The organism is Roseovarius sp. M141, from assembly GCF_024355225.1.
Classification (GTDB): Bacteria; Pseudomonadota; Alphaproteobacteria; order Rhodobacterales; family Rhodobacteraceae; genus Roseovarius.
In genome coordinates, this window is record NZ_VCNH01000008.1 from 217,533 (window position 1) to 235,320 (window position 17,788).

General features: G+C 60.2%; 14 protein-coding genes. 6 read left to right on the top strand and 8 right to left on the bottom strand.

The window, feature by feature from the left end:
- Nucleotides 1-4: 4 nt before the first annotated feature.
- The 5 genes from FGD77_RS05145 (at nucleotide 5) to FGD77_RS05165 (ending at nucleotide 7,109) form a co-directional block, all read left to right on the top strand.
- Complete coding sequence (locus tag FGD77_RS05145; protein ID WP_255007043.1) at nucleotides 5-2,857, top strand: hypothetical protein; 2,853 nt, start codon at nucleotides 5-7, stop codon at nucleotides 2,855-2,857.
- On the top strand, nucleotides 2,838-4,427 hold the full coding sequence (locus FGD77_RS05150; protein WP_255007046.1) for a HEAT repeat domain-containing protein: 1,590 nt from the start codon (nucleotides 2,838-2,840) through the stop codon (nucleotides 4,425-4,427). The genes FGD77_RS05145 and FGD77_RS05150 overlap by 20 nt, the downstream gene beginning before the upstream one ends.
- Before the next feature lie 776 nt (nucleotides 4,428-5,203).
- Nucleotides 5,204-5,848: a CDGSH iron-sulfur domain-containing protein gene (locus tag FGD77_RS05155; RefSeq protein WP_255007047.1), complete on the top strand. Its 645-nt coding sequence runs from the start codon at nucleotides 5,204-5,206 to the stop codon at nucleotides 5,846-5,848.
- On the top strand, nucleotides 5,835-6,173 hold the full coding sequence (locus FGD77_RS05160) for a hypothetical protein (protein WP_255007048.1): 339 nt from the start codon (nucleotides 5,835-5,837) through the stop codon (nucleotides 6,171-6,173). Before FGD77_RS05155 ends, FGD77_RS05160 begins: the two co-directional genes overlap by 14 nt.
- Before the next feature lie 195 nt (nucleotides 6,174-6,368).
- Nucleotides 6,369-7,109 carry a bifunctional 2-polyprenyl-6-hydroxyphenol methylase/3-demethylubiquinol 3-O-methyltransferase UbiG gene (locus FGD77_RS05165; protein WP_255007049.1) on the top strand — a complete coding sequence of 247 codons (741 nt, stop codon included), beginning with the start codon at nucleotides 6,369-6,371 and terminating at the stop codon, nucleotides 7,107-7,109.
- A gap of 160 nt (nucleotides 7,110-7,269) precedes the next feature.
- On the opposite strand, the gene FGD77_RS05170 is transcribed toward FGD77_RS05165, so the two are convergent.
- The 6 genes from FGD77_RS05170 to FGD77_RS05195 all read right to left on the bottom strand — a co-directional run bounded on the left by FGD77_RS05170 (nucleotide 7,270) and on the right by FGD77_RS05195 (nucleotide 13,405).
- On the bottom strand, nucleotides 7,270-7,623 hold the full coding sequence (locus tag FGD77_RS05170; RefSeq protein ID WP_255007050.1) for a 2Fe-2S iron-sulfur cluster-binding protein: 354 nt from the start codon (nucleotides 7,621-7,623) through the stop codon (nucleotides 7,270-7,272).
- A gap of 63 nt (nucleotides 7,624-7,686) precedes the next feature.
- Nucleotides 7,687-9,051: a selenium-binding family protein gene (locus tag FGD77_RS05175; RefSeq protein ID WP_255007051.1), complete on the bottom strand. Its 1,365-nt coding sequence runs from the start codon at nucleotides 9,049-9,051 to the stop codon at nucleotides 7,687-7,689.
- Between the two features lie 212 nt (nucleotides 9,052-9,263).
- The gene (locus FGD77_RS05180; RefSeq protein ID WP_255007052.1) at nucleotides 9,264-10,364 is read right to left on the bottom strand and encodes a dimethylsulfoniopropionate demethylase; all 1,101 of its coding nucleotides are present in this window, start codon (nucleotides 10,362-10,364) and stop codon (nucleotides 9,264-9,266) included.
- A 6-nt stretch (nucleotides 10,365-10,370) separates the two neighbouring features.
- Nucleotides 10,371-11,990: an AMP-binding protein gene (locus tag FGD77_RS05185; protein ID WP_255007053.1), complete on the bottom strand. Its 1,620-nt coding sequence runs from the start codon at nucleotides 11,988-11,990 to the stop codon at nucleotides 10,371-10,373.
- 27 nt (nucleotides 11,991-12,017) lie between these two features.
- The gene (locus tag FGD77_RS05190) at nucleotides 12,018-12,653 is read right to left on the bottom strand and encodes a DUF1326 domain-containing protein (RefSeq protein ID WP_255007054.1); all 636 of its coding nucleotides are present in this window, start codon (nucleotides 12,651-12,653) and stop codon (nucleotides 12,018-12,020) included.
- 14 nt (nucleotides 12,654-12,667) lie between these two features.
- Nucleotides 12,668-13,405 (bottom strand): DUF2182 domain-containing protein, encoded by a 738-nt coding sequence (locus FGD77_RS05195; RefSeq protein WP_255014091.1) that lies wholly within the window; start codon nucleotides 13,403-13,405, stop codon nucleotides 12,668-12,670.
- Between the two features lie 100 nt (nucleotides 13,406-13,505).
- On the opposite strand from FGD77_RS05195, the gene FGD77_RS05200 reads away from it, so the two are divergent.
- Complete coding sequence (locus FGD77_RS05200; protein WP_255007057.1) at nucleotides 13,506-14,243, top strand: FadR/GntR family transcriptional regulator; 738 nt, start codon at nucleotides 13,506-13,508, stop codon at nucleotides 14,241-14,243.
- Nucleotides 14,244-14,498: 255 nt separating this feature from the next.
- On the opposite strand, the gene ggt is transcribed toward FGD77_RS05200, so the two are convergent.
- Both ggt and FGD77_RS05210 read right to left on the bottom strand, forming a co-directional pair.
- A complete protein-coding gene (gene ggt, locus FGD77_RS05205) occupies nucleotides 14,499-16,226 on the bottom strand; it encodes a gamma-glutamyltransferase (RefSeq protein WP_255007060.1) in 1,728 nt (575 codons plus the stop codon).
- A 427-nt stretch (nucleotides 16,227-16,653) separates the two neighbouring features.
- Nucleotides 16,654-17,783 (bottom strand): IS3 family transposase gene (locus FGD77_RS05210; protein ID WP_255007062.1). Its coding sequence is split into 2 segments (ribosomal slippage): nucleotides 16,654-17,540 and nucleotides 17,540-17,783, totalling 1,131 coding nucleotides; the frame shifts between segments, so codons are not numbered across the junction.
- Nucleotides 17,784-17,788: the final 5 nt, after the last annotated feature.

The window sequence follows — 17,788 nt, forward strand, 5'->3', positions numbered from 1 at the left end:
TGCGATGCGGCATGCTTTTGGTATTTTCGCGCTGCTGCTATTTCCCTCAGGTGCTGCCGCGCAAGAAGCACTGACCGGCAGTGCCATCTATGCGGCGAGCTTTCTTTGCGGCCCCTCCGACGAGACAAAGCAGGAAGGTGTGGGACGTGGCGTCTATGCCACCATGGTGCAGATCTACAATCCATCCAGTCAGCCCGTCGCAATAGCCAAACGGTTCGTGCGGGCGCTGCCATTTCAATCGTCCGGAGATACCAGCGACACCATCGAGGACAGCGTGCCAGCCGGGGCCGGCCTGTCGGTCGAATGCGACGAGATCCGCAGCGCGCTGGAATTGTCGGCGGTGGAACAATATCGCGCAGGCACTCTGCTGATCGCGGCCGATGCCCCGCTTGAGGTCGACGTTACCTACACCGCGCGCCCACATGGCGGAGACGTCAGCGCGATTGACCGGCTTCGGCTGACCGCCGAGGCGATGCTTTGTGTGCCCACCATTGATGACAGCGGCTGCGTGGCACAGTGGGATCCGTTCGATCCTGACCGTGACTGGCCACCGGGCGGACCGGCGGGACCGCCGGTTCTGACACCTGAGGAATGCCTGCCGGGCCTGGAGCTGATATTCGACGAAGACGGCAATCTGGTGGATACCGCCGAGCGCGCGCCGGGAGAGGACTGCGTTGAGGAGCCACGCTATTGCCGGGAAGTGGACGGCCAGTTCACCGAGGTTTCGCTGGACGAGGCAAGCCAGGAGGGTTGCGAGGGGTTTGCAACGACCGTTTGCCAGCCGCTGTTTGGCGGCGCCCTTCCCGTCGCGTGCGGCAGCGCGCCGCCGCTGGCCGAATGCACTGCGATCACTGTCTGCCCCGACGAAAACGATATCGGCGGCGCTTCGGCAGCCGATCAGACGGATGACCCGTCATTTCCGGCGCTTCAACCTCTGCCACCGCCCACCGGGCCGACGCCGGGGACGGATCTGGGCACTGACGGAACACGGCTGATTTGGCCCTGCATCTGGGACAGCGTGCAAGAGCGCGCCGACAGCGCGTTCGACATAGGCACCAACGCGGCCAATTTCAGCCAGTTCTCGCCGGTGCCGGTAGAACCTTACAACTTCGTCGGCTTGCCGCTGGGTGACGATTGCCGGTTCGACCAAGACTGCCTCAGCGGCACATGTGATCTTGAGGATCCGCTAGATGTCCAGCAGATCTGCCTGCCCGGACAGGCAGCGGACAACCCGTTTGACTGGGATTTCGAGAAAGGCAACGATCGGTGGTTCATCCGCGGGCGCGGCGGGCTGACCGATGCCCATCTGCGGCTTCAGGGCCTTTACTATCCATCCATCGGCTATAGCGCCCGCGCGGGGGCCGAATACAGGATCGACTATCGCGCCGACGGGCTGGCGCGTGAGTTGTTCGAGGTCCGCGCGCGTGTCGATCTGCGCAATTGTGGCTGGTCGCGTGACTATGAATTGCAGATCGACGATCAAAGCGAATCCTTCGACGGCATCGTGCTTGGCGCTGGCGGCGGATTCGTTGAAATCAGTGGGCTGGGGTCGGACAGCGGCGCCACCGCACCCGCCTTGCGCGCACAATGCGAAGCCGCATTGCAAACCCTGCGCGACGAGGAGGAGGCGACCAACCAGGCGTTCTGGGATGCCCTGATAGCGGCGGACCTGCACAATCGTTACGGCCCCGCAGGCGACCGGTCGATTACCACACGCGCCGACGCGGTCGCCATCCTCGCCACCTATCGCGACCGGGTGCAGGATGGCTATCTTCCAGCCCTCGCCGCCTATGAGGCGGTACAGCCGCAAGCGTCAGAAAATGCCTGGGTGCAGTCAATCATCGAACTCGATATCGGCTACAGCCGGGCCGCGCAGCGGATCGAGCACAATATCGGGCCGTTCCGTATCGGGGTCGAACTGGATGTCGTCGGCAAGATCGGTTTCGAAGCAACCGCCAAAAGCAAGACCGACTGGACCGCGCCGGACAACGCGCCGGTCATCGAACCCGAGATTGCCGCCGGGGTTCAGGTGACGCCGCGGGCCGGTCTGTGGACCTATATGAGCCTCTATGGCGGGCTGGACATCCTGATCGCGGCTGTCACGGCGGGTATTCAGGGCGAATTGCTGCTGGCGGGAGTCGAACTGCCCACGGTCGCGGATTTCGGGCTTGACCGGGCCCTGGTGCCGATCGACCCGGGAGGGTTCCCCGTCAGCATCCCCATTCCCGGTTCTCCGCTGGCACTTCCGACGCCGGCCGGTCTGGCCGGGCAGTCGGCACTTGTCCCGCCGACCGGCGCACAATGGCGCGGCACATGGGGCTACAATATCGCGGGCGACGGCGCATGGCTCGACGGGCGGATCAAGGCATTCCTGCGTGCACGGTTCCTGTTCGTGACGCGGCAATGGGACAAGACGCTGGCCAGTTGGGAAGGTCCGCGCTCGCGTTTTCTGTCGATCACGCCCAGCCTGCCTACTTGTGGCGCCACGGTGCAGCCCGGCAACCTCTGTGGCGCAATACCGGCCTCGGGGTGCTGCTTGCCAGACGGACGGGGCCTGTCCTGCGGGGATGGCGGCACGGTTGATGTCAGCGATCCGCTGGGCGCCACCTGCGGCGGTCGGATGTTCGATGCATCCGGCACAGTCATCGCTGGCACCCTGCCGGGCTTTGGCATGGCCGGTCTGCCGCTTGGCGAACAGCGCAACGGGCCGTTCTTCGCCGCCATGCCGGACACAATTCTGACCAATCCGTCCCCCGATTCCGTTCCGTTCGATGTTCTGGGCGAGGAGTTCAATGCCAACATCACCGATCCCGACCGCTGGGATGTGCTGGGTTTCTGTGGCACCCCGGTTCCATAGATTACTGGCCCTAACAGGCCTGCTGGCGCTTGCCGATCCCTCGGCAGCGGGTGAGATTTATACATTCACCTACCGGGCGACGTTGTCGATTGCGGGCACCGAAATTTCCGGCGGCTTTCGCGTGGAGGGCGCGCTTGAAATCGAGCAAGCCGCATTCGCTTTGTCGCAACTGACTTGCACAGATGCCGTGGGCGGCGCTCCGGGTCCGCAGATGCGGGCGGCCTGTGACGAGATCGCAGGCACAGTGGGCTGGGCATTCCTTGACGATGGTGCGCTGGCCTCGGTCCGGCTGCCCAGCGGGATTTCAGCGGGGGGCGGAACGCTCCTTTCGGGGCTCGCGGCGATGGTACCATTTATCGTGCGGGAATCATCGGATTGGACCACGATCGAGCCCGATACGGTCGGTCTCGCGCGGGCACATTACCGGCGAAACGGATCGACTATATCCCGGCGAAAGGATCAATATCTGATGATCGCCAGCAACGGGGCCTTGCGTGCTGTGCGGCCCGGTGAGGCGGGTCTGGTGTCGCACAGCGAGGCGAGGCTCGACGAGGGCCGCATCGTCTTTCAACAGACCGACGAGACTATATCGCGCCAAGCGTCGGGTTCGAACATACCTGACGCCGAGGCCCGGTCGCACATGACAATGACATGGCGCGAACACCGACCCGAGCATCTGTCACCGACGGCGGGCGCCTCGCAGCGCCTCTTTGATCCACCGACAGAGGACGCGCGGCGTCATGCGGCGGCCATGGCAATTCTCGGCGGACGGGATCTGGCCGATCTACGTGCGACGCTCGCCGACGGAACCCTGAACGATACAAAAAAACGGCAGGCGCTCATCGCCTTGCGGTCGTTGCTTTCAATCGATCACAAGGCCGCAGAGGATCTGGCCGCTACCTGCACGTCAGGCGGGGAGCAGACCTGCGCAATCTATATCCATGCGCTTGGACAGGCGGGCACGGACGCGGCGCAGACCGCGCTTCGACGTCTTTTTCATGACCTGGCGGGCGATGGTACGCTCGGTGCGGCCAAACTGCGGCGCGAGGTCGTGCGCGCGCTGGGCACGCGGCTTGCAGGTAGGATGACCCCCGCAACGCGCACCTTTCTCGTAGACCATATCGACGACACGCTGGTCGGCACCCAGGCAGCATATGGTCTGGGCGCGGAGGCCTATCGCAGGCGCGGCACTCTGGACGGGCACCGGGCGCTGGCCCCCTTGCTGTCGCGGTGGTCAGGAGATCGCGTCCGCTGGTTTAACGCGCTGGGCAATGCCGGTGCCCCCGAAGCGGTCGATGAAATCGCCGCGGCCATCGCAAACGGCGATCCTGCTGCAGTCGCGGCCATTCGAGCATTGCGCCGGATGCCGCAGACGGGCGCGGTCGACGCTGCGTTTCTTGCGGCGTTGTCGGCAAAGCGCACGGGTCTTCGCAGAGCCGCCCTGGACAGCCTCGCTTCCCGTTCTCTTCGCGGTGACCTTATGGACCGGATCGCAGAAATTGCCGTGGGCGACACGCAAGAGGCGTCGATGGCACGTGAACTGCTCCGCGACGCGGCCAAGGCGAAATAATCCGCATTCGGATAACGCAGGATACTCCGCACTGCTCCGCCGGGGCGAGGCGGACGGATGCGTGTTCCCGACCTTCGAACTGCCAGCGGCTGCAACTACGCCCAACTGGCGGAGAAACCGCCAAAAGGAACCAGATCCTGACACGACAGGCAAATAACCTGACTGAAGGCGCGGGTCGTCATAGCGCGCCTTTCCGAATTCGGAGCCTGCCCAGAAGGCGGTCGCACCGAACACAACAGCCATCAAAAATCCGGCCAGTACTCCTGTCATCACTTTCAGTTATCCGCCTGAATTTAATGAAAACTTCCCATGTTCAAATATTCATGCCATTTTTCAAATTCAAGCGTTGTTGCGGCGCTTGGGTTTGTCACAATTTGACTCCTGTCACTAAAAGCGACACTTGCCGCCACGCGCTGCTCCGTCGCAGATGGCCTGTTCAACAGTAACCCGGCGGACAGCCTCGGACTTGTTTCTTCCACCGATATGGCACCTGCAAGTGAAGCCTCGGCAGCCCAGAGCGCGTTTGCGGTTCTACCCCTTGATGAGAATCATATTTTTCATACCGGGCATTCGGCTTTTCCAAAGGGTCGAACGCGTCGGCCTTGGCCGACCGCCCCAAGCATGGGATGGTCAAGCTCAGGTCGCGAGGCGGGGACGATCAAGCGCCGACAGTGGCTTGCAGACAAAACTAGTGGAAAGTGAGATACTACCCAGACGAGTTGACCACGCGGGACTTGCGCTTCAGCGTGAATTCACCCCCAAAAGGAGATGTCGTCTTGACAAATCAACCCAGGATCACACCCGTCTCTGATGGCCCGTTGATGGTCACGGGCGTGCCCAACCTACGCGACGGTGCGGGCAACATGATTGACGCTGGCGAGAAGGCGGCGCTTTGCCGATGCGGGCATTCGTCGAAAAAGCCATTTTGCGACGGCTCTCATAAGGCGGCTGGATTTTCCAGCACGTCAGACAGATCCAGAATACGCAACACCCCGATCAAATATGACGGCAACGTCGAAGGCACTGATGTGACCGTGCACTACACACCCGTCCTGTGCTCGCATGCTGCTGAATGTGTGAAAGCATCCCGTGCGATATTTGATCCAAGCCGCAAGCCGTGGGTGATACCCGAGAACGGCAAGATCGCCGATCTGCTCGCGGCGATATCAAACTGCCCATCTGGTGCCCTGCGGCTTGAAGTCAGCAAAACCGATCCTCAGCACATGGTGAACGGCGACATTGATGTGATGGTAGAACGCAACGGGCCCTATCGCGTCAAAAATGTCGCCCTTGGTGCGGACTTCAATGGCGCCGGGGCAAGCCAGGCCAAATATGTCCTGTGCCGCTGCGGGCTTTCGAACAACAAACCGTTCTGTGACGGATCACACCTTGATGAAGGTTGGGAGGATGATTCCCAATAGAAGCATCCAACAGGGCGTAACTGGACAACCTGCAATCTCCGTTCATTCAGTGTGGGCACATGAATTGGGGAACCCGGAACAAGGAACCGTCAATACAACTTCTGACAGGACGCTGGCGTCCCGCACAAACCACGCTGGCGACAAGGAAAGCTATATCTACAGCCGGTTGAGCGATGATATCGTCCTGCTGACCTGGGTCGAGGCGGACGGCTTGGGTGCCACCAATACGCTGCGCTTTTCTGACATGACCATTTTGACCAATGGTAACATAGAGCACAATATATTCGATAATCCAGGCAAGCTGGAGCATCTGCCCGCGCCCTGACTGGCCTTTCTCACGACAAGTTAGAATGAAGTGGCCCGTTTCTGGGATAGTTTGACAAGAGTCTTTGCGTTGTGATTGACAGTATGGCCTCTCCCTTCACAGCCCGAAGCCATCGCTGCCCCCGGCCCCGGGCGCGTTCATACCTCAGTTCCTACGCCCGCTGGCCCCTGATTTCATGGCGCGGGCATTAACCCGATGGAGGACAACATCGCACAGAACATTTATGACAACCCTGATTTTTTCGCGGGCTACAGCCAGCTTCCCCGGCAGGTTCGGGGCCTTGATGGCGCGCCCGAATGGCCCGCCATCCGCGCGATGCTACCTGCGCTATCCGGCAAGCGCGTCGTCGATCTTGGCTGCGGCTTCGGTTGGGCCTCGCGCTGGATGCGCGAGCAGGGTGCGGATTCGGTGCTGGGGCTGGATGTCTCAGAGAAGATGATTCAACGCGCGAAGACGGATACGACCGATCCCGCGATCGAATACCGCATCGCCGATCTCGATACCCTGGACCTGCCGCCGGCGGCGTTTGACGTCGCATATAGTGCCCTGACCTTCCACTATATCCACGACTTCGCCCGCCTCGTCCGTGTGATCCATCAAACCCTCACGCCGGGCGGCGATTTCGTTTTCACCATAGAGCATCCGATCTTCATGGCGACATCTCACCCGGATTGGATTGTAGGTGACGATGGGGACAAGATTTGGCCTGTCAACGGCTACTCTGTCGAAGGTGAGCGCCGGACGGACTGGTTTGCCAAAGGTGTCCTCAAACATCATCGAACACTAGGCACGACGCTCAATACGTTGATCGGCGCCGGATTCCAGATTGTGCAGGTCAAAGAATTCGCCCCGACACCTGAGCAGATCGCGGAGAATCCATCGCTGGCCGACGAAATGGAACGGCCGATGATGCTTCTGGTGTCAGCGAAACGATAAGGTGTCGTTTGCCACCAAAGGCTTCAGCAAGGGTCATAGACGGGTTACGACGGTCCGGTTTCCCAGGCACAACCCATCCAGCCAGATGCGATCAAACTGAACGACAACTTCGCAATGGCGCCATTCCTGCGATCGAACACATTGCCATTGGGCCAGAGCGTCACTTCACGCGCACCCGCGCAAGCTGCTTAACGGCGGCGGCGCTGGCAAATGGGTTCACATAAAGACGGTCGTGGCTTTCGACGCCCACGTCCAAAGTGCAATCCTCGTTCGGGCGGGCGACGCAAAGCAGCACGTAACCCTCGGATGCCTGCCGCTTGTTCAGCGCTGTGCCCTTTGGCTGACGCACAGACCCCGAAATCAATTTGGCCGCGCACGTGATGCAACCGCCATATCGGCAGGCGATGGGCAGGACGTAACCTGCCGCCTCGACCACATCGATAATTGCCTCGTCCTCGCCAACGTAAAAAGACAGGCCATCGCGGTTACGGAATGTGACTTTGTGTTTACGCATATGACCTCCGTGCAAAGCAGCCCCGGCCAAACGGTGCAGGCCGGGGAATGGTAAAGTGCCGCGTCAGATCCAGATGTCGGACGAACAATCGCCGCCGGGATAGCGCGTTTCGTGGGCGCGGGACGGTCCATGCGGTTCGTCGTTGAAATCCACCAGAAAATCATCGCGGATCTTCATGCCGCCATTCACATTGTCGCAATCGACCACCACCATCAGGCCGCCCTTGTCCTTCATCGATGGGTAGAATTGGTTGTCCCAGGTCGAGAACAGCGACGTGGTGACGTACATGCGCTTGCCGTCCAGCGATAGCTGGATCATTTGCGGCGCCCCGTCCACCGTCCGGCCGTTGACCTCTGGCGCCTTGCCAAGCAACCCGCCGATCCACACCTGACCGGTCAGCTGGGGGTGCGCCGGATCCGAAATATCATACTGGCGCAGGTCGCCGTGCAGCCAGTTCGAGAAGTAGAGATATTTGTCATCCATCGATATCAGGATGTCCGTGATCAGGCTGGGCATCGGCACGGGGAACCCCTCGACATCCACTGTGGGCACGTCGATGACCTTGGTGATCTCGACCTTGCCGTTATCCTTGTGATAGTGAAAGATGTTCGACGCCAGCGCCGCCCCGACGAAGCCATGCGTGCTGTCCGGGTTGTGAAGAAAGCGCGCCTCAAGCGGGATGAGGCCCTCAGAGCCGAGATCGACCGATTGCTCGACCTTGCGGTTCTTGAAATCCCAGAAATGGACGTGCTGGCCGTATTTTCCGCGCGCCACATCCTCCAGATCAAACCCCGGCATGAAGGTGTTGGGCGACGCCCATTCAGTCGAGATCATCATGTTGTGGCGTGGCTGATACCAGAAGTCATAGTTGTACTTCATCTCGCCGAGGTCGTTTTCCCAGCGGCCGATGATGTTGAAGTCCTTGTCCAGATGCAGGAAGCCACCCGGCCCGTTTCCGTCGGCGTCACCCAGCATTGACACGATGATATCCGCGCCCAGACAATGCACCGTGTGCGGGGCGGAAAGATTGGTTTTCGCCTTGATCTCGTCCCCGTCGATCGTCTTGTGCAGGGTCGGCTTGCGCGGATCGGTGGCGGTATCGACGATATAGAAATTCGTGGTGCGAACGCCGGGAATGATCAGGTATTTGCGTTCCATGCTGCCGTCTGTGTTGCACGATGAGCAGGCATTCCAACCCATGTGATGCAACTCGTCGCCGACGATGGGCATTTCGGTGCGATGAATGACCTTGCCATAAGTGGGACTGCCTTCATCAACATCGATGGTGGCCAGGTAGTCAGGCTTTTCAACTCCGGTGCCGGTGTAGATACAAATCGTGTAGACGACTTTCTCGCGTGGCGCCTTTATGGCGTCTTGCGGCGATGCATAGCCGGGGCCTGCGCAGCAGCTTCCATTCGATCCAGACATATCGTAACCTCCCTTTAATGTTGACGTTTTGATGCCGTTCCGTCTTCTTTTCCTGGCTTGAGAAAAGGCAGATCAGTGCCTTGACTATCCCCGACGTTGCATAACGTCAGCGCATGATTGGCCTTGGGTCCCAGCAGGGCCAGCGCGCGCAAGCCCATTACACAGTGGGGCTGATAGGCTTTGGAGTGCTTTCGCCACAACGCTCCATGACGCTAAATCCAGAACGTCTCTTGGACCACCCCTTGGATCGTGCCCTCGGGCGTATCGATTTGTAACGTGGTGCCGGGGTCCCAATGGGTCATCCGCACCATCCCGATCGCGACGGTGCAATCGAAATCCGGCGACCACGCGGCTGAGGTGATCTGACCGATGTTCTGCCCCTTGGCCATTATGGGCCACGCCCGGTCGCAGGGGGCCACACGCCCCTCTATCCTGATGGGGCGCACTTGCTGAATGGGGCCGTCTTTGGCGACACGCAATAACGCGTCGCGCCCGATGCACCCGATGGCCGTCTGCGTATCGCAGAACTTGCCCAAACCACATTCATGGGGGGTATTTTCGCGAGTCATGTCATTGCCATAACTCAGCAAACCGCCCTCGATCCGTTCACTGGCATTGGGGCACCCGGCGCGGACGTTCAGATCCTCGCCCGCAGCAAAGAGGGCATTCCAGAGGGGCATGCCCAGCTCGGATCCTTCGACATAGATCTCGAACCCGCCTTGCTTGGAATAGCCGGACCGCGCGACAATCACGTCATGACCTTCAAAGCTGAAAATACCAAACCGGAAGAAACGCAGAAGGCGGATATTCTCGCCAAAGACCCGCGCGGCGAGATCATCCGACTTGGGCCCCTGGATCGCCAGTGGGCTGATGTCCGGCTCGTCCACGAGCACCTGATAGCCGTGGGCGTTGGCGATGCCCTTCACCCATAGCAACAGGTCCGAATCCGCGATCGAGATCCAGTAGCGCTCGTCAGAGATTTTTACTGCAACGGGATCGTTCAGCATTCCGCCAGTTTCGTCCACGATCGGGATATACAGACACTGCCCGGGCAGCATTGCGCGCAGATCGCGGGGCGTCAGGCGTTGCATCAGGCGCGCGGCGTCCGGGCCGCGCAGTTCGACCTGCCGCTCGCAGGCCACGTCCCAAACCTGCACATGCATCTTCAGGTGGCGATAGTCAGCCTCGGGGCTTTCGAAGAATGTCGGCAAAAGCATATGGTTATAGACGGTGTAGCCGCCAACCCCGGCGGCTTCGACCCCGTCCGAGAAGGGGGTACGGCGCAACCGCCGCGAAGGGGAGATCAAGGCCATCGGGCGTTATCCTTCTGCACGCGCTTGCTGGCGCAACTCGAACTTCTTGATTTTGCCGGTCGCGGTCTTGGGCAGCTCGCCAAACACCACTGCCTTGGGGGTCTTGAATCCCGCCAGATGACCGCGACAGAATCTGATGATGTCCTGCGCGCTGGGGGCTTTCCCCTCACGCAGTTCGACATAGGCGCAGGGCACCTCGCCCCATTTGGTGTCAGGTTTCGCGACCACGGCGGCGGCCAGTACATCGGGATGGCGATAGAGCACCGCCTCCACTTCGACGGACGAGATGTTCTCGCCTCCGGAGATGATCACGTCCTTCAACCGGTCCCGTATTTGCATGTAGCCATTTTCGTGGACGACAGCGGCATCGCCCGACCAGAACCAGCCATTCGCGAAGACCTTCGCGCTTGCGGCCTCGTCCTTGTGGTAGCCCTTCATCACCGTGTTCGCGCGAATGGCCACCTCTCCCTGGGTCTCGCCATCCATCGGCACAGGATCGCCGGTCTCGCGATTAAGGACAGCGACCTCTTCCACCATGGGGAAGGCAATGCCCTGATGGGCTTGCAACTCGGCCTGCTCGGCGGGGGTCAGACGGGCCCATTCTTCTTGCCAGAGGCACTGGGTGATATGGCCGAAAGTTTCCGTCAGGCCATAGACGTGCATGACATCAAGGCCCATCGCGCCGGTCTTTTCAAGGATGGCGGGCGGGGGCGGCGCCCCGGCTGTCATCACCCGCAGGCGGGGGGCATAGGGTGTTTTTGGCGCGTGCGGGCTTTCTGCAAGCATTTGTAGCACGATCGGGGCGGCGCCCAAATGCGTCACGGTCTCGGCCTCGATCGCGTCGAAAATCCGTTGCGGGACCGGATCGCGGGTAAAGACCATCTTTGCGCCCATAAGTGGAAGCATCCAAGGATGACACCAGCCGTTGCAGTGAAACATCGGCACCACCGACAGATACGAGGCAAAGTGCGGCATCTGCCATGCGTTTGCGGTGCCCATGGCCATCAACGCAGCACCGCGATGGTGATAGACCGCACCTTTGGGCAGCCCCGCCGTGCCGGAGGTGTAGTTTAGCGCCAGCGCCTGCCATTCATCTTCGGGCAGGCCCGATCCGGCAAAGGCCGGACCGTCAAGGAGGCGGCCATAGTCGGATGTGCCCACCGATCCCGCATCGGGGCCTTGCCCATCGCGAATCGTGACCAGCGGCAGGGTAGTGCCCGAGATGTCAAACGCAGCGTGGACGAGGCTGGTGTAAACGCTATCGGCGATGACCAGTTTGGTGTCGGCATTGTCGAAGATATAGGCAATGGTCTGCGCTTCGAGTCTGGTATTGACTGCGTTCAACACCGCCCCGATCATCGGGACGGCATAGTGCAACTCGTAAAGTTCGGGAATGTTGGGGCAGATGACCGAAACGGTATCGCCCCGCCCTATGCCGCGCGCCTGCAACGCCCCGGCGACGGCGCGCACCCGCGTGGCAAGCGTCCGATAATCATAGCGCAGGTCGCCATAGACGACCGCAGGCCGTGATCCGTGGACCTTGGCCGCGCGGTTGAGATGTGAGATCGGCGACAGTGGCACGTAGTTTGCTGCATTCGCCGCCCCGGCTTCGAAATGAACCCGCATCGCGTCTCCTCCTCCGCTAAAAGTCGCCTACTTGGGTCCGTGCCAGTCGATCTGGCAAATCTCGGCCGAGCGCCCTTCAAAGTCCCAAACCCGCCCGAAGGCACGCAAACGGCCCTGATTTGCCGTAGCGACGGTGATGTCCGCGCCCATCCAGTACTGGGTATTCGTCACCACCAGATCGTCCTCGGGGTTCTTGCCCGCGACAGGCACGACCTCGCCCTTGATGCGTTTGCCGACCACAAGGCGGCGGGTCTTGCCTTCGGTCTCATAGGTGACCGGCTGGCGCTCGTGACCCAGCAGTTCGCCTACCAGAATGCTGAACAGGCCCGTGGTGCCGCGCGCCTTGCCCGACATGATGGTGACGAGGGCGTCATAGGCATCGTCGCTGGCACGGTCGTCGATAAAGAGGGCGACTTTCCAGTTGCCGCGCGCCATGCGCTCGGGGATTTCGATCATCAGACCGACATTCAGGCCCGCCAGATCCACATCGCCATATTGGCCCGTATCAATGCGAATGCCCCCCCAGGTTTGGCAATGCCCTTCGGTCGGCGGGTGCTGGCCCAGCGAAATCACGCAAGGGCAAAAGACCGTGCAGTTGCAGTTGAGGATCAACTCCCCCTTCATTGTCCACGGGACCGTCCCGATCTGTCCGTCCAACGCCATGTGTAATCCTCCCGTTAAAGTCCCGTGACGGCCAGCCAACCGGCCCCGCCCAATAATGCATAGCCCGACGGTCGACTGAGCCAGCGCCCGATTTCAGGCAATTTTTCAAGTATCATGAACAGGGTCGCGATCCCCATGAAGGCAAGACTCATGACACCGCCCACAAACGCCAGCAGCATCAGCGCCCAGCAGCACCCAAGGCACGCCGCGCCAAGGCGCAGCCCCATGCCCCACGGGCCGACGTCCCAGTGCTGTAGAAAGAAGGTCAGCGGCGCGCGGCATTTGCTCAGGCACGCGTCCTTCAGCGGTGTGAGCTGATACCCCCCGGCGATTGCCAGAAGCGCGACCGACAGCCAGTACGAGCGGCTGTCGCCAAAGCTGCTGACCAAATCGAAGCGAAAGAGGGCCATCTGAAGGCCGGCAGCACCCAGCGCAAAGCCCCCCCAAACCGCCAAAAAGCCTGCAACGAGCGGAAAGAGCGCTGTATGCGCCCCCGACTGTCCGATGTCGTCATAGGCGGCGAAGGCCGGCAGTGCGGTGGGCAACATCATCGCAGTAGACATCAACAGCCACATCAGCATGACGCGCCCGAACCCGGCCAGATCAGGGGTGACGTTGCAAAGCGTAACCCAGAACTCGGACCCGAAAATGCGCGATGCTTCGCGCAGATCCGACGGTATCGCCATCGCGTATAGCGTAGCCCATGACAGCATGATCACTCCGAAAAGCATCAGCCAATGCACGCCAAGCATGGATCGAATGCGGTCTGCGAGCACAATGACCTCCGGGTCAGGGATTGCTGTCAAAACCAGTGGTTGCTTTTTAGATGTCAGACTTTTAAACGTCTGACAAATGAAAATTGATCCTGACAAGTCAGTGGGCCTGCCTGCGCAGATTGCGAAAGCCATTCGAGACGCGATCGTTTCGGGCGATCTGATCGTCGATGAGCGCCTGCCCTCCGAGGCCGAATTGGCCACCCAATTCGGCGTTTCGCGCCCGACCATCCGGGAGGCGCTCAAACGCTTGGCCGCACAGTCCCTGATCCGCACGCAGCGCGGCGCTTTTGGCGGGGCTTTCGTCCAGCGATTGTCCTACGCAGAGGCGCGCGCGCAACTGATCACGACATCGACCCTTCTTCTCAGCATGAACCGGGTCAGTTTCGACACCGCCTGCGAAGCCCGTTTTGCGCTTGAACGGGCCTGTGCGCCGCTGGCGGCAGCGCGCCGAACGCCTGAACACCTGACCCTCATGCGCAACGAGATCATGCGACAAGCGACGCCCGAGCTGACCGACGAGGCGTTCTGCGCTTCGGACGTGGCATTTCACCGGGCGCTGGTCGATGGCGCACAGAACCCGGTGCTGTCCTACCAGCTGTCAGGCTCCATCGAGGCGATGCAGCCCTTGATGAACATGATCACCTTCACCGCCCGGTCGCGGGCCGAGATTGTCGCGATCCACTCGGCTATCATCACGGCATTGGAGCATCGCGACAGCACAAACGCGATCGAACAACTGGAGCGGCTCGAAACCTATACCAAGCAACTGGCGCACACGATCATGGCCGCGAAACGCGCTGCGCACGGCGGCTGATTTTTGCGGCCGTTCCGCTGCGGTGGCCCGGCGATCAATAGCCGCTGTGATGTGTGGTGGCAGGTTTGCGCAAGGCTGGATTTGCGTTGGCGGCGATCACGCTGTTTGCGCCTCGCCGGGCATCAGACCTCCGCCCCACGACGTGAGCAGGCCGGGCGGCTTGGGGGCCGCCCGGCAATTTACGTTAAAGCGCAACATGTTGGCGTTGCACGCGTTTCGCCGTAAGTGAGCGCCTCAAGCTTGAGGCGAAACGCCTTAATAGCCGCGCGCAGCTGAACTGGTCTGGCGTGTATCCGCGCCACCCAGCAACAGACCGGCGTCGCCGTCGACGACGATAGACTGGGCCGATCCCATAGTATCCATCACTTCGACGACATGACCCTTGGCTTCCAGCGCCGCGACTGTATCAGCGCTGATCCCCTCTTCCACGCGCAGCACTTCCGGCAACCACTGGTGGTGGATGCGCGGCGCGACGGTGGCTTCGGCCACGTTCATACCATGGTCGACCACATTCATGATGATCTGAAGCACGGTCGTGATGATCCGCGACCCACCCGGGCTGCCCGTGACCATAAAGACTTCACCGTCTTTCATCACAATTGTCGGGCTCATCGACGACAAAGGACGCTTGCCCGGCTCGACCGCGTTCGCATCGCCACCAATCAGGCCATAAGCGTTCATCACGCCCGGTTTGGCAGCAAAATCGTCCATTTCGTTATTCATCAAAACGCCGGTGCCGTCCGCAACCATGCCCGACCCGTAGGAGAAGTTGATCGTATAGGTGTTGGAAACGGCGTTCCCATCTTTGTCGACAATCGAGAAATGCGTGGTCTGATCGCTTTCATATGGGGTTAGATCGGCGGGTTTGATCTGATCCGACGGGGTTGCCCGGCTGCGCGATATGCCGTCGCGCGTATCAGCAGCGTATTCTTTCGAAATCAGCTCGGCCTGTGGCACATCATAAAATTCCGGGTCGCCCAGATATTCGGACCGGTCGGCATAGGCGCGTTTCATCGCCTCGGCCATCAGGTGAATTGTTTCAGCCGAATTATGCCCCAGAAAGCTGATAGGATATTCCTCAAGCGTGTTGAGGATCTGGACGATGTGGATACCACCGGATGACGGGGGCGGCATCGAGACGATCTCGTAACCGCGGTAGGTGCCACTGACAGGATCGCGACTGACGGCCTCGTAGGCTGCCATGTCTTCCATCGTGATACGGCCCCCTGAGGCGCTCACTGCATCCACGATAGCCTGCGCCGTTTCACCTGTATAAAAGCCGTCAGGCCCCTGATCGGCAATCAGCTGAAGCGTCGCGGCCAGATCGGCCTGAACGATGGTATCGCCCGGTTCAAAGAACGCACCGCCTTCCTTGTAAAAGATCGCCTCTGACGACGGCCATGCCTTCAGCCGCTGCTCAAGTCCGATAAGGCTATCCGCAAGATCCGCAGTGACGACGATCCCATCGCGCGCCAGTTCGATGGCAGGGGCGATCACCTCGGCCAAGGTCATGGTGCCGTATTTCTCCAATACCATTTGCATCCCTGCCACAGTGCCCGGCACCCCCGTGGCTAGACCGGAAAAGCGGGATTTCTGGCTGTCTGCGTTACCTTCATCATCAAGGAACATGTCGCGGTCGGCACTCATGGGCGCGATCTCGCGGTAATCAATGGCCTTTGTTTCGCCGGAGTCTGCGTCATGCACAATCATGAAACCACCGCCGCCAAGGTTGCCTGCACGGGGTAACGTGACCGCCAATGCAAACGCCACGGCCACGCCAGCATCGGCCGCATTGCCGCCTGCCGCGAGAATGTCACGACCAACCTCTGCGGCGATTTGTTCCTGGGCCACGACCATGCCGTTTTCGGCCCATGCGGGGTGAATTCGGTCCATCCCGCTGTAAATCGCGGCCTCTTGTGCCAGGCTTGCGACAGGGATCAGCGCCAGTGCGCTACCTGCAAGTAATGCGAGTGTTTTCTTCATGATATTCTCTCCAGTTGCGCGGTATAAGAACAGCCTACTCAACCCCTGCCGTTACGACAACTTTAAGTTTAAATCTCTTGGATTGCGCGATATGTCGCGCCTTGCAGAACGGTAGAATGCCGACCGTTTTCGGAGATAAAAGCGGCCTGGGTTCATCTGAAAGAGGTCGGGCAAGAACTCCGAATAGTCGACATCAGCGAAATGCGTGGCGTTGTGATCGCCATCCGGGCAGGTATGAATGCCAATATTGGCTCGCTCGTCCTCAGAGAACCGGCTGAAAACGGTGAGCGGGCGGTCAGAGGTCACAGATCGCAGGAAATCGGCGCAGCGGCCACCAAGCGCGGCACGATCAACGCCCTTGTTGTCTCTTACTACAAGAGCCCTGAGTTTGGACCTGTCGCGCTTTAGTGCCGGCCCAAGTGCTCGTTTAAGCGACCTTTCGTTCGAAAGCGACAGGGCTTTTCCAGCCCAGTGCTGAGTGTCGGCGGCGCGGATTGTAGAAGCCATTGATGTATTCAAAGATTGCCATCTCGGCCTTCCGCCGTGTTTCCCACGGATGTCGCCAGATCAGTTCAGCCTTGATGGATTTACAGAAGGTCTCGACAGCTGCATTATCATGGCAATTGCCTTTGCCACTCATCGATACCTTGAACCCATGTTGGCGTAGGATTTTCTGGTAGTCGTGTGAACAATACTGACTGCCACGGTCCGTGTGATGAATGCAGCCCTGGGGCGGTGACCGGAACGCAATTGCCATCTTCGATGCCCGGATCGCCAGATCACGCTTCATCCGATTTGAGACGGCCCAACCGATGATACGCCGCGAATGCAGGTCAAGGATCCCAGCGAGATACAGCCAACCCTCACGGGTCCAAACATACCTGATGTCGCCCGCCCACTTTCGATTGGGCTTGTTCGCGCTGAAGTCACGATCCAGCAGGTTTGGCGCGATGTTAAACTTGTGATCGCTATCTGTTGTCACCTTGTGCTTGCGGGTTCTGACAACGGATATGCCATTCTCACGCATCAATCTGCCGACGCGACGGTGGCCAACATCTAGGCCGATCTCCTTCAACTCCTCCGTCATCCGTGGCCTGCCATACCTGCCCAGGCTGAGGCGCGACTGCTCTTTGATATGAGCCAACGTGACCAGATCAGATCGCTGCCTACGGCTGGCAGGGCGGGTGCGCAAAGCACGCAAGCCGCGTGGACCGACATCCATGACATGGCACATCCGGCCAATGGAAAACGTAGATTGGGGCTCCTCGATGAACTTAAACCTCACGGCTTTTGGCGCGCGAAGAACACCGTGGCCCTTTTTAGGATTTCCCTTTCCTCCTTGAGAATACGGTTCTCGCGCCGGAGGCGGTCATTCTCTTGAGCCAGTCCCAAATCCTCTTTCGACACCACATCAGTGTCTCGGTGTGCTGTGATCCATTTGTTCAGCGTCGACATACCGACACCAAGATCATCAGCCACCTGCTTACGCGTCAACCCACTGGTCAGTGCGATCCGCACCGCATCTTGCCTAAATTCGTCTGTCCGCTTCAGTCCCATAGTCA

Bases quoted from the DNA above. Each gene is read 5' to 3' on its own strand.
- FGD77_RS05165 (WP_255007049.1), top strand. From the start codon at position 6,369: ATGGAGGACAACATCGCACAGAACATTTATGACAACCCTGATTTTTTC.
- FGD77_RS05200 (WP_255007057.1), top strand. From the start codon at position 13,506: ATGAAAATTGATCCTGACAAGTCAGTGGGCCTGCCTGCGCAGATTGCG.
- ggt (WP_255007060.1), bottom strand. From the start codon at position 16,226: ATGAAGAAAACACTCGCATTACTTGCAGGTAGCGCACTGGCGCTGATC.
- FGD77_RS05180 (WP_255007052.1), bottom strand. From the start codon at position 10,364: ATGGCCTTGATCTCCCCTTCGCGGCGGTTGCGCCGTACCCCCTTCTCG.
- FGD77_RS05170 (WP_255007050.1), bottom strand. From the start codon at position 7,623: ATGCGTAAACACAAAGTCACATTCCGTAACCGCGATGGCCTGTCTTTT.
- FGD77_RS05175 (WP_255007051.1), bottom strand. From the start codon at position 9,051: ATGTCTGGATCGAATGGAAGCTGCTGCGCAGGCCCCGGCTATGCATCG.
- FGD77_RS05160 (WP_255007048.1), top strand. From the start codon at position 5,835: ATGATTCCCAATAGAAGCATCCAACAGGGCGTAACTGGACAACCTGCA.
- FGD77_RS05190 (WP_255007054.1), bottom strand. From the start codon at position 12,653: ATGGCGTTGGACGGACAGATCGGGACGGTCCCGTGGACAATGAAGGGG.
- FGD77_RS05145 (WP_255007043.1), top strand. From the start codon at position 5: ATGCGGCATGCTTTTGGTATTTTCGCGCTGCTGCTATTTCCCTCAGGT.
- FGD77_RS05185 (WP_255007053.1), bottom strand. From the start codon at position 11,990: ATGCGGGTTCATTTCGAAGCCGGGGCGGCGAATGCAGCAAACTACGTG.
- FGD77_RS05195 (WP_255014091.1), bottom strand. From the start codon at position 13,405: ATGCTTGGCGTGCATTGGCTGATGCTTTTCGGAGTGATCATGCTGTCA.